This is a genomic window from Halocatena salina (assembly GCF_023115355.1).
GTDB lineage: Archaea > Halobacteriota > Halobacteria > Halobacteriales > Haloarculaceae > Halocatena > Halocatena salina.
Genome location: NZ_CP096019.1, coordinates 62,420 through 75,294, shown reverse-complemented (window position 1 = coordinate 75,294; position 12,875 = coordinate 62,420). Strand labels below are relative to the sequence as shown.

11 protein-coding genes are annotated in these 12,875 nt (G+C 54.6%); 3 read left to right on the top strand and 8 right to left on the bottom strand.

The genetic code is table 11. The features are described from left to right. Positions 1-31: 31 nt before the first annotated feature. From MW046_RS00330 to MW046_RS00320, 3 genes are all read right to left on the bottom strand, one after another. Complete coding sequence (locus MW046_RS00330; RefSeq protein WP_247993588.1) at positions 32-3,157, bottom strand: VirB4 family type IV secretion system protein; 3,126 nt, start codon at positions 3,155-3,157, stop codon at positions 32-34. A gap of 159 nt (positions 3,158-3,316) precedes the next feature. Continuing rightward, entirely contained in the window at positions 3,317-4,585 is a 1,269-nt protein-coding gene (locus MW046_RS00325; RefSeq protein ID WP_247993587.1) for a TrbL/VirB6 family protein, read from the bottom strand. A gap of 196 nt (positions 4,586-4,781) precedes the next feature. Then, positions 4,782-4,952 (bottom strand): hypothetical protein, encoded by a 171-nt coding sequence (locus MW046_RS00320; RefSeq protein ID WP_247993586.1) that lies wholly within the window; start codon positions 4,950-4,952, stop codon positions 4,782-4,784. A gap of 853 nt (positions 4,953-5,805) precedes the next feature. Between MW046_RS00320 and MW046_RS00315 the strand changes: the two genes are divergently transcribed. Both MW046_RS00315 and MW046_RS00310 read left to right on the top strand, forming a co-directional pair. Further along, positions 5,806-6,843: a hypothetical protein gene (locus MW046_RS00315; RefSeq protein ID WP_247993585.1), complete on the top strand. Its 1,038-nt coding sequence runs from the start codon at positions 5,806-5,808 to the stop codon at positions 6,841-6,843. 218 nt (positions 6,844-7,061) lie between these two features. Continuing rightward, positions 7,062-7,913, top strand: coding sequence for a hypothetical protein (locus MW046_RS00310; RefSeq protein WP_247993584.1), 852 nt, complete (start codon positions 7,062-7,064; stop codon positions 7,911-7,913). Positions 7,914-8,002: 89 nt separating this feature from the next. Here the strand turns inward: MW046_RS00310 and MW046_RS00305 are convergent, their stop codons facing one another. The 5 genes from MW046_RS00305 to MW046_RS00285 form a co-directional block, all read right to left on the bottom strand. Next, complete coding sequence (locus MW046_RS00305; RefSeq protein ID WP_247993583.1) at positions 8,003-8,869, bottom strand: SMP-30/gluconolactonase/LRE family protein; 867 nt, start codon at positions 8,867-8,869, stop codon at positions 8,003-8,005. Between the two features lie 92 nt (positions 8,870-8,961). Beyond that, a complete protein-coding gene (locus MW046_RS00300) occupies positions 8,962-10,077 on the bottom strand; it encodes a Gfo/Idh/MocA family protein (RefSeq protein WP_247993582.1) in 1,116 nt (371 codons plus the stop codon). A gap of 87 nt (positions 10,078-10,164) precedes the next feature. Beyond that, positions 10,165-11,133: a sugar phosphate isomerase/epimerase family protein gene (locus MW046_RS00295; protein ID WP_247993581.1), complete on the bottom strand. Its 969-nt coding sequence runs from the start codon at positions 11,131-11,133 to the stop codon at positions 10,165-10,167. A gap of 65 nt (positions 11,134-11,198) precedes the next feature. Then, the gene (locus tag MW046_RS00290) at positions 11,199-11,939 is read right to left on the bottom strand and encodes a ThuA domain-containing protein (RefSeq protein ID WP_247993580.1); all 741 of its coding nucleotides are present in this window, start codon (positions 11,937-11,939) and stop codon (positions 11,199-11,201) included. Positions 11,940-11,998: 59 nt separating this feature from the next. Continuing rightward, entirely contained in the window at positions 11,999-12,442 is a 444-nt protein-coding gene (locus MW046_RS00285) for a hypothetical protein (protein ID WP_247993579.1), read from the bottom strand. A 252-nt stretch (positions 12,443-12,694) separates the two neighbouring features. Between MW046_RS00285 and MW046_RS00280 the strand changes: the two genes are divergently transcribed. Further along, positions 12,695-12,856: a hypothetical protein gene (locus MW046_RS00280; protein WP_247993578.1), complete on the top strand. Its 162-nt coding sequence runs from the start codon at positions 12,695-12,697 to the stop codon at positions 12,854-12,856. The last annotated feature ends 19 nt before the right edge of the window (positions 12,857-12,875 follow it).

The following is a 12,875-nucleotide window of genomic DNA, read 5'->3' as shown; positions in this document are numbered from 1 at the left end:
GTTCGATCTCAAACGGTCCAGCAACACCAGATCACTGATTAGACGACTGATCGTCGAGCTCGCCGTTCGCTGGGGTTGATGGCCCCAACGTAGTCGTTACGCTTTCTTCACGACCCTCAGACGGTTCCTGTTCGGGAGTGTCTGACGATTGTGGCGATTGGTCGTTGAGAGACGAATCCGATGACGTGGACAGACCGCTCCAGTTCGTTCTGAGATACCGGTCGAAGTCGCCGTGTTTGCGACCCGCGTAGTTCCAGACGAGATCCTCGAAGGGGCTGGCTTCGATGTGGCTCTCCCACCATCCTTCTCGGTCTTGGAAATGGATGAGACACTCCGAATACTGACGTTCCGAGCTGCCGGTGACGGCGGAGTTCCTGACGAAGTCGGCTTGATTTCGGTTCTGACCCAGTCCCTCCATGAGCAGTTCCGGTTCGATCCGAGGCGTGCGGAACGTCTGGATGGTCGAACACTGGTCCAAGATAGTCCGGCGCTGGTTCTCCTGGCCCTCGCCGATCGACTGTGCGCGTTCGATGAACTCACGCGGTGATTGGGTTACGAACCACAATGCCGCGTCGTATCGCGCCCAGCTCCGAGCTGCGTCCTGCAAATATTCGATCATCTCTTCGCTGTGGAGCAGGAAGTGGGCCTCGTCGATCAGGAAGATGATCTCTCCTTGGGTCCGTTTGACCTTCTGATAAACCTGTCCGAAAATCAGGTGGAGCATGACGGACTTTTCGGCTTCGGATGCCTCATTGAACTGACTGAGATCGATGTACACCATGTCCGTTTCCCGGTCGAGAATGCCGGTCTCGGTTTCACCGACCATATGGTGGTATTTCCGGTTCTCTTTGAATCCACTGAGTTTATCGAGGAGATCAGAAACGACGCGAACGCGCTGTTCGGCCTCGCGCTCGTGACCGGTGAAGGTAAAGCGCTCGGGCGTGTTCAACATTCGTTCGAGCACCGAGACGAAATCCTCGATGGTTGGGCTTGCCTTGTCGTGGGTATCTGGATCGTGGGTGATCCCGATCGATTCGTACGTTTCTTGGACCGCGTCTTCGATGGTGGAAATGTATCCGGATGGATCGATCCCCTGTGCCCTGAGGATTCCGGCAAAGAAACTCGTGACCTCATCGATTTTCATTTGGAAGTGGTTCGACTCCCCGACGCTCGATTCCCGGATGCGCTTTGGTGGACGTTGGATATCGAATGGATTGATCGTCTGTTGGCCGTCAACGACGATGTGTTTCCCACCACAGAGCTGGGTGAGACCTTCAAATCCTTGTTCAGTGTCACAGACGATGAGCGTCCGAGAAGGATCCGAACAGTACCATTCTGCGAGTGCCGTTTCGACCGAGTACGTTTTTCCTGAACGGGTCTGTCCCAGTGTGAGAAGGTGTGGAGCACCGCGCTCGAACGGATCCGCGAAGATGGCCGACCCGTTCTGTTTGTTCCGTCCGAATCGCAACCCACCAGGTTCTTGCATGACACCAGCACACCACGGGAACATCGCCGCGATCGCCCCGCCGAGCATTCGTGTTCGCTTGGGTTTGTCGCCTTTCTCGTGGTAGAGATCCGCTCCAGTCGGAGATGACGATTCGAACATATCAAGTGCAGACATATCGGAACTGGGCTGACGAGGACCCAATCCAGCGGGTGCGCTCGTCAGCACTTCGAGGACATCGTCACAGGCGTCTTCGAGTGCTCGAACCTTCGCCAGATACAGATTCTCCGTTTCCCGACCCATCTGTTGGGCGTACTCGTATGCCTCCTCCGGTCCGACCCGAACCGTTACGTACATGCTCACTTGCCACGGTTGAGCAGTCGTGTTTCGGAGGAGCAGATACATCTTCCGGACCGCGTCCTTGTCGTTTTGGATCTGTATCTTACTTGCGTCCATGTTCTGGGCGCGCTCCATCTCCTCGGATTCGACATCGGCGTACAGCCGTTCGAGTTCCTCGATCGACCGCTGCTTGTACTCCGGCTCGACGTGAACACGAACATCGACGTTCGCCTTTCGCATGGTGAATAGGTCTCCGAGGAACAACGGTGGCGGTTCGACCGGCCATCCCATGATACAGAACGTTTTACAGAGTTCGTCTCCGACCATGATACGGCCGTCTTGGGAATCGAGCTCGCTTGGAGTGAGCATGCGTTCGGTCGGGGTTTCCCCGACGCTGACTCGGTTATCGTCGTTTGCCATCGCTTCTCTCACTTCCGTTCCGAGAGATAGTGACGGCTCTCCCGACCAGTACCGTAACAGCAGACGGGCGTGATCGAGGACGCCTGCTCGACCGCTGTCGATCCCTTCTACCGAAGCGAGCGCGCCTTGAATAGTACTCATTCGATCGTCGAGCTCTGCGCGCAGTTCCGAGTCCAGTGCTTGATTTTCTTCGGTGTTGTCGGTCGATGAGAACATCCCAAACAGTCCGGAGTTGTTCGAATCGGTAACTCTTGACCCGGCAGCGACGTCCTCGGGACTGACCTCGACAACCACGTAATACTCCCACTCGTTGGCATCCCATTTGGGTGATTCCGTCTCGACGAACCACGAGGAAACGTCGAGCAACAGCTCCATGATGTACTCTTCCGCCCGAGCTGTGCCCGCGAGGGATTGGTCCGTCCGTTCACTTTCTTCGACACACTCCGTTATATGCTCGATCAACTGCTCCGTCTCGAACGTGTCTGATGTTGCGTATATGGAAAATGGGATGTCCTTGATCTGTTCGTCGATACCGCTCGTGAGTGCCCCAACGTAGGTTTGGGCCTCTTGGGACGTGATCCGACAGGCATTCATCCCTTTGACACCGATGAGACCGACGCGGCGACCATCGGTCATCTTAGCAGTTCCATCCGGATACAAACGTTCTACCCCGTGTATTTGTCGTCCTAGGGTTTCGTGATAGTGATAGGGGAACTTCTGTTGCAGACGACGCGATTCGATAAACCGTTCGATCCGCTCTCGCGAGGAGAGATAGTACGGATTGGTGTACGCAAGATACAGTATTATTGGCAATACGACGAGAGTAATCGCAAACGAAACGACGGCGACTATCGTGGCATCGATCGACCATGCTAGTAACGCGATGATCAGTGTTGCGACCGGAACGGCGAACGAGTAGATGTTATCGAGCGTTACGGCACCTTTGATCGTCACATCCGTGTCAACATATGGTAGTATCAAGCCAGTCTGATTCGATTGTGTATTCGAGCTCTGTGAGTTCGTACTCATTGTTGATCGTGTACTTGCTGTGTATTTGGATTACTACCGCTCTCCCCAATAAATAGCCGGTATCTCACTTAATAGTATGGACACTTACCGGCCAGGCCTCTCACTTGTTGCCCCGATCTGCTCGTCCTCTGTTTCTTCGGAGATGTCGTCCTCGTCGCTGGAATCGGGCTGGGCACTACGACTGGTGGTCCCATACCGAGAAGATCCCCTTCTCGGAGAACTCCCTGTCGTTCCAACGACATTTCTTTGATTGTTAGCATCGAACGATGGTCGACTAGTGGGCGTTTCGCTCGTTGCGCCGGGCTGTTTGTACCCGCCGGGGCTGTTAGCCCACTGCTGCTGTTGTCCCGTGTATCCCCCGCCGGAACCTCCAGGTGGCCCCCCCGGTCCGCCAGGAGGACCACCACCACCGGAGTTGAACGGAGATCTTCCACTGGGAAGGATGATCGTTCTCGGAAATAGTTTCGTGACGAATACGTACGGTAATCCGATCAATGCGATCGAAAGACCGGCGACTATCGCTATTACCTTGATCGCCAAATCCCCAAGACTATCGTAGGGCAACTGATGAAGGAGTCGAAGGATGCCGCTTTGGGTGAATCGTAATAGAATAATCAAGGGGAGCATGGAAATACCAACAGTACCGTACGATTGTAGATCAGACTGTGGCTGCACACGAAGCGCCCAAAAGAGCGGCCAAAATGCAACCAAAATAAAAACAGACATATATATCATAATAGCGATTATGAGACCGATTCCGACGATAGTGCCTTTAGCCCAGACGAGTAATACTCCGAACAGAAGTCCGAGACTGAGGTCCGAAACGCCGGCTGTGGATGATATGAATTCGTATCCACTCGGAGCGATCGCTTGTATGAGTTCGTTTCCGAGATGGAGACAGAACGCAACCACGGGAATACCGAGTAGGATGAAAAACGCTGCCTTGCCGAGTTCGAGCCACCGCTCGCGTCGTTGTTGAGGATCGACTGTGTCCGTCGCAACCATAAATGAAGGTGTCAACAGGGCGATCGCCACCGTCGTCATGATCCCATAGACACCGTAGACGGCCGGCCATGGGTTTTCCGCCGATATCCACGTGGATACCTCGGTCGGATTCCCCGGCGCGGGTACCCCTATGATGTAGTCGTTGAACGTATTGATCCCCAATTCGATCATATCGATCGTCAGACTAGCGGTGAATTCGAACGTCTTTCGGATTATTTCCCCAATATCGACGTCGACAGGCCCGATCTTTATCGTATAGTCTTCCTCATCCTTGTCGTCCTCTTGGGGGTAGATATCGTCACCGGATGGTCCACCGAGACGGTTCGTTCCGGAGTCCGGTTGCGCCATTTCATGAACAGTGAAAAACGAAGCGAAAACGTTTCCTCCTGTCTGTTGACTCGCTTGGTGCTGAGCACCCGTCGACAATGAACCGTCAGGCCCAGTTGGAGCGCCGACGATGGGATTCGCAACTCCACACAAGCAGATAAGACAGAGTAACACGACTATATGACGGGTACTAGCATGCATCACGGCGATCCCTCCTTTATGTTGGGAACAGGCATGAAGCGACGTCGATACCTGCTGTGTTCAGGAAGACAGGTACGAGAACGGGAAGAAGCGCCGCTACGAGCGAGTAGATGCCACCTTTCGCTTCCTGTTTCCCTTGGGCTTGTGCTCCGGAATCAGTGCTGCCGGCTTTATCGAGACCGGTCATCATCCGGAAGAGGAATTTCAATATGAAATACATAGAGATCAATCCTAACCCTACTGTAATGATCTGTGCGATATTGACTCCTGCCGAGCCATCACACAACACTTGTTCGGCTTCTGAAACTCCTATCTGAGCCGAAACTGGTGTCGCATACAGAGGAGCGAGGAACAACGCTACGGCACCCATCGATAGATACAGGTCGTGGCGACCCGGCTGCGTAACGATTCGTATAACTTTATGGGTAATACTACTGATAACGTTTCTGGCACTTTTCATATGCCTTGACAGAGGCGTCTTTTTGATCATGATATGAGTTAATATTAGAGTGAGGGTATAAAAAAGTACCGGAAAGAGCACCATAAAGGTTATTTATTATAACGATGTAGATTCTGTTCTAAACGATGATAATGCGACAAACCGTAGATACTTGTTACAGATAATACAATAGAGTGTTTCATCAGCATAGATTTATGCCAGATTGGAAGGTATCGTTACATACGAAAACGAGATGAGCGAAACATCGATCACCAGGCGTATTCCCAGTGGGAGCGTGAAACGACATGGCTACGTATGATAGTCTGATAGTGTACAGTAAAATCCTTATCGATATCCACATCATATCACGTTTATTGCAGTCTGGAACCGTGACTCGATACTTCCAGCTTGATTCATTACCAATATGAGCGCTAAAAAGCCGATTAACAGGCGTCGATTTCTCACAGCTGTCGGAACTGCCGGAACGGTCGGGATGTCGTCAGTTAGTGGCTGTCTGTCGATGTGGACCAGCGGTGGCAGCGGGGAAGGAAACTATCCGTCGATGGAGTTTGCGTCCCAGCAACACCGTGTGACACGGGAGATGGCAACACAGGTTGCCACGGATCGGTCCTCTCTTCTTCAAGCGATTCGTGTTCCTGAAGCAACGGTGTGGATCCCCAACTCAGTCACGATCGACATGACGGGCGTTGTCAACGCACCCGTCGCGCCGAACGTGACGATCGCCAGTGATCGACATTTGAACAGCCAGAATGGTGGATTGATCAAAACGGATGGCTACGACAAAGGGATTTTTATCAACGATACCGGCGGGTGCCGGATCACTGGCCTTCGACTGAAGGGACCGCGAACGGATAACTTCGAGCCATGGCAAAACAATAAAGACGAAGAAGATTTCGCAGCACTCGGTTTCAATTTTCAAGGACAGACCGCAATCGTCGATCACTGTGAAGTGTTCGGTTGGACGTTCGCTGGCATTGCTCTCGGAGCGGAAACCAAATACACGCAGGGGTGGATTCATCACAATTTGATGCACCACAATCAGATGAATCACCTCGGATATCCGATGGAGCTGTACAACGGACTGCATCTGATCGAGTGGAACACCTTCGATTACAACCGTCACTCCATCGCCGGATTTGGCTATCCAACCAGCGGGTACGAAGCCCGGTTTAACCTCATCGGACCGAACGCGATTTTACACGCATTTGATATGCATTATCTTGGTGAAAATCTCGACCATCTCGGTAAGTCCGGTCTTGGCATGGTGGCCGGCACATTTGTTAATATACACCATAATGTGTTCAAACTGACCACATATCCAGCGTTTTCCATCCAAGGCTATCCGGAAGAATATGCTCGCTTTTGCAACAATTGGTGCGCTGAGCAGATAGATGGGGGCGAATCGGACGCTATAGGTGATGTCGTTCTCTTTCCTAATCAGGCAGATGTACGCGTAAAAGGCAACACGTACGGTTCAAACGCGATCAAATCGGGGCAGGACCGCCTCCGAGAGATCGAGCTCCAGTTGGCAGAATCGCAGGATACCTCGACTGACGATCCGCCTGAGCCGACGCCTACACCGATGAATCTCGAGCAGTTGTTACAAGAATCCACTTAGCACGATCCGACGTCACGACAGTGATCTCCCGAATATTCTCTCGAGTACAATAGTGATATATAATCGGTAAATTATAATTAAATGGGTGCTATATTATTGACAACGGCTGTAATACGATGTTATCAGTACATGATCTCGACTATACCCGATCGCTGTCGTTCATCATCATCGGAGCAGTTATTCTTTCCGGACTAGCTATGCCGGCGAGTCCAGTTACGATGAGTAATCAATCTGCTGCCACACAAAATATCAGTGACGAGCACACGCTGATCGTCGAAACCACGGGTGATCCCGTCCAATACACCATTTCGGCGACAGAGAACATCTCTGGCGAAACGGATGAGGGCGATGCTATTCAGGGCAGAACACTGAGCGGTCGGGTCGGGGGCGTTCCATGGGACAATACGACTGACGATACCACAGACACGGTGACGTACACCGGCTACATCGACTCGTTCCAACACCGGGGCGACGATCTCCAGTTACGACTCGGTGGGCAGGAGATTTCACCCGCAATACTTTCGGGCAACCATCTCCAGATCGTACGTTCGAACTCCTCGAACGGCAGTCCCATCAACTACGAAATCACAGTCACTGGTGACGCTACACCGGGAGAATCCACCGAGAATCAGGATCAGACGACAGTACTGGGTGGAGCGAATGGGACACAGATTCAGGGTCAGCTCACTGATCAGTACGATTCGTTCTATTTCACTGGCAACGCGACTGTGACATCGATCGATCAACAAGCACTCGTATACATCAATGGGAGGAATGTCACTGGCCAGAACACTGGTGCTGGAACGCCGACAGTTACTCAGCCGACGCCGATAGGTGGTGCGGCCACGGGAACTCCAATTACCACAGCGGCTGGAAACACAACCCATACCCAATCAACGGACGGTGCAGGAGCCGATTCCGCACAGTCGTCGACTGGTGGTGACAGAGCGGATTCCTCGGGATCCACTTCGCCACTCGACTTTCTCTTGCGCTTGGCCAGTGGTCTCATTCTGGTAGCGCTCGTCGTCGTCGCCGTCTGGTATTTCTTACCCAGACAGCAGCGCTGGTAGCTTCAGTAAATGAACGTACGTCCAGTTTCTGTGCTGCTCCGATATCGGTTCTGAGACGCAACCAACCGTTTTCGGATCTGTACAGTTCGTTAGCTGTTGGGTTCGATCCGGGACCGGAACTCGGGAACACCGCTCACATCGGGAGTAAAGCGAAACACCGCACCAGCACCCTTTCCTTCGACAGATCGGTCGTTGCCCGCTGTCGCAGTCGTGACGTAAGCGTGTTCGTAGTTAGGGCCGCCAAACGTGATACAGGAGACTTTCCGCGCGGGCAGGGAGAAGCGATCGACGACACGACCGTCGTCGGGATGATGACGGACCACACATCCCCCATTCCACCGAGCCGACCAGACGTAACCCTCTGCATCCACCGTCAATCCATCGGGAAATCCAGCATCTCCGACGGTGCTGACGAACGGTTCACGATCGGACAGGGTGCCGGAATCGGCGTCGTATTCGAACGACCAGATCGTCTCTGCTTCAGTTTCGGCGAAATAAACCCGCGTGTTGTCCGGACTGAACCCTAGTCCGTTCGACACGGCGAGATCCGAGATGAGCAGCGTCAACGAACCGTCGGGATCGAGTCGATACAGCCGTCCGTCCGGTGGCATCGTCCCACAGAAGACCCGTCCGTTCGGTCCCGCGATCACGTCGTTGAATCGTGAGCCTCGCTCTTCGGGGATCTCCGGGATGACTGTCTTTTCATGACCATCGTTCCAGATCGTAATCGAGCCGTTTTCCTTGAACAAGAGGAGCGAGCCGTCCGCTTGAATCGTGAACCCACCGACCGACGGACCGGAGTAACACTGCTCTCGTTCGTCCGTTTCGAAGTCGTACCGATACATGTGCCCGTTCGGGATGTCAACCCAGTACAGACGATCTTCGTCGGGGTGGTACAACGGACCCTCCCCCGTTTCATAGGCATGGTCCACGAATCGTTCCGGTTCATCTAGCATTACCGATCTACTACTGAGCGCTCGGTTATAAAAGTTCGAGACGAATCCGGTCGCCTTCGGGCGACCGTAATCATCGAGCCGATCAGCGATCGCTACTCGATTTCAATCCATTCACCGCGTTCGTCGGACTGTTCGATCGCATCCAACACGCGTTGAACCGCCAGTCCATCGGCGAAACTGGGCGTGTAGGACGTGTCGTTGTGGACGGATTTGAGGAATTCGTAGTTTTCGTGGACGAACGTGTGTTCCCAGCCGATCGTGTGGCCGGGCGGCCACCAGTGGTCGATGTAGGGATCGTCTGGGTCGGTGACCATGATCGTCTGGAACCCTCTGTCGCCCGGTTCGAGTAGTTCTAACTCGTTCAACCGTTCGAGTGAGAATCGAAGGCTGCCCGCAGAGCCGTTGATCTCGATCGTGTTGTTGTTTTCGTGTCCGGTCGCAAATCGTGACGCCTCGAACGTCCCCATCGCACCCGAGGCAAACGTTACTTGTGCCGAGTAGGCATCGTCGACCGTTACGGGACGGGTTCGTTCGTTTTCGGCACTAACCGGGCGTTCATCGATGAACGTCCGAAGTTGTCCGGAAACGCGGTCGATTTTACCGTTCTCCGCGCCGAGAAGAAAGCGCGCGAGATCGATGGAATGTGCTCCGAGATCACCCAGCGAACCACTCCCAGCCATTTCCTCCGACAGCCGCCAACTCCACGTCGCGTCCGGATCGACGAGCCAATCTTGGAGATACCGCGCTCGGACGTGATGAATCTCTCCGAGGTCCCCGTTCATGATACGCTGGCGGGCGTACTGGACGGCGGGTAGATACCGGTAGTTGAACGCGATTCCCGCGACTGCGTCCGAATCACGGGCAGCCTCAGCCATCCGTTCCGCTGCCGACAGTGTCGGCGCGAGAGGCTTTTCACAAAATACAGATACATCCGCGTCGAGCGCCGCGATCGACGGCTCGACGTGAACGTGATTGGGCCCGAGATTGTACAACACGTCGACCTCGGAAATGACGTCAGCCCACTCCGTCGAGGTGTGAGAGAAACCGAGCTGGTCGGCTGCCGATTCGAGTGCCGTCTCATCGCGGCCGATGAGGACATGGCGGTTCACGTCAGGGGCATCTGGAAAGAACATCGGCAAGCGGGCGAGGGCGTTAGCGTGCGCTTTCCCCATAAACCGGTAGCCGAGGACACCGATATCGAGTGTCATGCTTTTGGATTCCGAGAACTACCTCTTAGTGTTTTCCATTTTGACGGTTCGTTCCGGTGTGAAATGGAACGTAATCAGGAGTCCTCGTCACTCCGCCCAGTAGGCTTCGCCCGACGTCGTCTCGAAGACGGCTCGGTCGAGGAGATCGACCGCTTTTTCTAGTCCTTCCCGTCCGCTCGTGAGTGAATCCTCGTGTTCGATGGATAGTACGTCGTCGTATCCAACCATCCGAAGCGTCGAGACGATATCCTTCCAGTGGGCTTCGTCGTGGCCGTAGCCGACCGATCGGAACAGCCACGATCGGTTCGGCTCATCGGTGTAAGCGGTAGTATCGAGCACGCCTTTCAGTCGGGCGTTCGACTCGTAGACGCGGGTGTCTTTGGCGTGAACGTGGTGGATGGCGTCGTGTTCACCGAGATACCGGATCGCTTCTAGAACATCTATCCCCTGCCAGTAGAGGTGGGACGGGTCGAAGTTAGCGCCGATGTGCTCGTTGGTCGCTTCGCGCAGTTCGAGTAGACCGGTCGGTTCGTACACTAGCATGTTCGGATGCATCTCGATACCGACGTTCACGTCGTGGGACGCCGCATGGTCGGCGATATCGCTCCAGTAGTCGGTAGCGACTTCCCACTGATACTCGTGGCTCTCGGCGTGCTCTGGGGGCCACGGCGCAGTGATCCAGTTTGGTGTCTCGTCGTTCGGACTGCCACCCGGAAGCCCTGAAAAACACGTTACGGCGTCGACGCCGAGTTGATCAGCGAGCCGAATCGCTTCCCGGAGTTCGGTGTCGGCCCGATCAGCGCGTGCTTCGTCGGGATGTAACGGGTTGTTATGGGTTGCAAGCGCCGAGATCGAAAGACCGTTGGTTTCGAGCGACTCGTGGAGTTCTTTCTGTCGATCCTCCGCGTCGAGAAACTCCTCTCGCGGGAGGTGATCGGATTCGGTGAAGCCACCGGTGCCGAGTTCCACCGCTTCGACCCCGAGGTCCGACAGATATTCGAACGCGTCGTCTCGTGGTTGATCGTCGAGGACCGCTGTCAGAACACCGATCTGCATGAGAGTTGAATTATTTCTAATACCAATAAACGTTTTGGGAATCTGATCCTCTAACACACAGACGGTCAGTGGACGGTCCGGTCGTCGGTCGTGTCGATCGGCTCGATCGGGTCACTGTTGCCAAACGTCGAGACCGGGCCGTCACCGGGTGCAGCCCACGCGACGGCGTTGGCGAGAATCTGCTGTACGGTCTCCTGGTGGTAGATCGGATACGTTTCGTGGCCGGGACGGAAATAGAAGATGCGTCCGCGTCCCCGGGTGTAACAACAGCCCGACCGGAACAGTTCCCCGCCTTCGAACCACGAAAGAAACACGAGCGTCTCCGGTGGCGGAACATCGAAGCGCTCCCCGTACATCTCCGCTTCGGATAGCTCGACGTACTCGGGAAGACCCTCTGCGATCGGATGGCTCGGCTCAACGACCCACAGTCGTTCGGTTTCGGCTGCTTCGCGCCACTTGAGCGAGCAACTCGTGCCAAGCAGTCGCCGAAAGATCTTCGAGTAATGACCCGAGTGGAGGACGATCAGTCCCATGCCTTCGAGGACGCGTTCGTGAACGCGCTCAACCACCGCATCGCTGACCTCCTCGTGAGCGTCGTGGCCCCACCACGTCAACACGTCCGTCTCCTCGAGAACGGTCTCGCTCAACCCGTGTTCCGGTTCATCGAGGGTGGCCGTCCGCGTCTCGAACCCGTGATCGGCAAGCTCATCGGCGATGACCGTATGAATCCCATCCGGGTAAACGGAGGCGACCACGTCAGTTTCGCGCTCGTGTCGGTATTCGTTCCACACAGTGACCGTCGTCATACCATATCAACCTCTACCGTCGTGTTAACCGTTCGGGTCCTCATACCAGAACGCCGAAATTATGTTTCGGGTCCGTATGTCGATCGTCGGGGTCCCGACCGCCACTTCCGACACCGGTTCGGATTGACCGTCTCTACCTGGTCGATACACTGTTGTGCGACTGTATGGAGCTGCTCGCTGACGGTATGGATCTCGTGGCGTAAATGCTGGGTTTCTAGGGGGTTGGTCGTATCGTTGTGTCGTTGGAGGAGCGTTTCGAGTATTTCGAGCAAGTGGAACACGGCGTCCACATTCTTGTATGGAAACGTGTGTCCACACGGGCGCAACGTCCGTACAGGCTCCAGTAGCTCCGTTCCAAAGGAGGGCTCGGACGGTTCCAGATCCTCATCGAGGAGCAGTTGGATCGTGGGAGCACCCTCGTCGGTCCCAGTGGAACGGACGCGGAGCCACGTTTCTATGGCATCTGGGGCGCCTCCACATGATGGACAGACGAATCGTACCATGTCAGGTGATCACCTGTATATCGCTAAAGCTTCGTTGCCTGCACTCACAATGAGTATTTCTGGTGGCATCTCGATCGGCCAGTAACAGCCGTGACGAACAAGCGCTGGCGGTATGGAATGACAGCGGTTGGACCCATTTGGGATGGATACGGTTGCCAGCGACGATTATCCATTATAGATTGGTTGCAAAAACCGTTGTGATGGTTCAACCAATGGTTTGATTGCTATCCGTGTGAGGGGGGCTTTATCGTGTTGGGAGCGGAATCTGGGATCGTGTTAGCGTACACTGGGGTCGAATGGTTGGGTGAGACGTTCGGACCGTTTCTCATTCCTCCCGCCTTGTTCGTCGCAGGCGGCATCGGATATGGCGTCTTATTGGTTCTCAGCCGTCGAGGATGGTCTCAGTTTGGATAATGACCGATCCGATGCGACA

Excerpts from the sequence above, each read along its gene's own strand:
- MW046_RS00325 (WP_247993587.1), bottom strand. The coding sequence starts at position 4,585 with ATGGCGCAACCGGACTCCGGAACGAACCGTCTCGGTGGACCATCCGGT.
- MW046_RS00320 (WP_247993586.1), bottom strand. The coding sequence starts at position 4,952 with ATGACCGGTCTCGATAAAGCCGGCAGCACTGATTCCGGAGCACAAGCC.
- MW046_RS00315 (WP_247993585.1), top strand. The coding sequence starts at position 5,806 with ATGGCAACACAGGTTGCCACGGATCGGTCCTCTCTTCTTCAAGCGATT.
- MW046_RS00310 (WP_247993584.1), top strand. The coding sequence starts at position 7,062 with ATGAGTAATCAATCTGCTGCCACACAAAATATCAGTGACGAGCACACG.
- MW046_RS00305 (WP_247993583.1), bottom strand. The coding sequence starts at position 8,869 with ATGCTAGATGAACCGGAACGATTCGTGGACCATGCCTATGAAACGGGG.
- MW046_RS00300 (WP_247993582.1), bottom strand. The coding sequence starts at position 10,077 with ATGACACTCGATATCGGTGTCCTCGGCTACCGGTTTATGGGGAAAGCG.
- MW046_RS00295 (WP_247993581.1), bottom strand. The coding sequence starts at position 11,133 with ATGCAGATCGGTGTTCTGACAGCGGTCCTCGACGATCAACCACGAGAC.
- MW046_RS00290 (WP_247993580.1), bottom strand. The coding sequence starts at position 11,939 with ATGACGACGGTCACTGTGTGGAACGAATACCGACACGAGCGCGAAACT.
- MW046_RS00285 (WP_247993579.1), bottom strand. The coding sequence starts at position 12,442 with ATGGTACGATTCGTCTGTCCATCATGTGGAGGCGCCCCAGATGCCATA.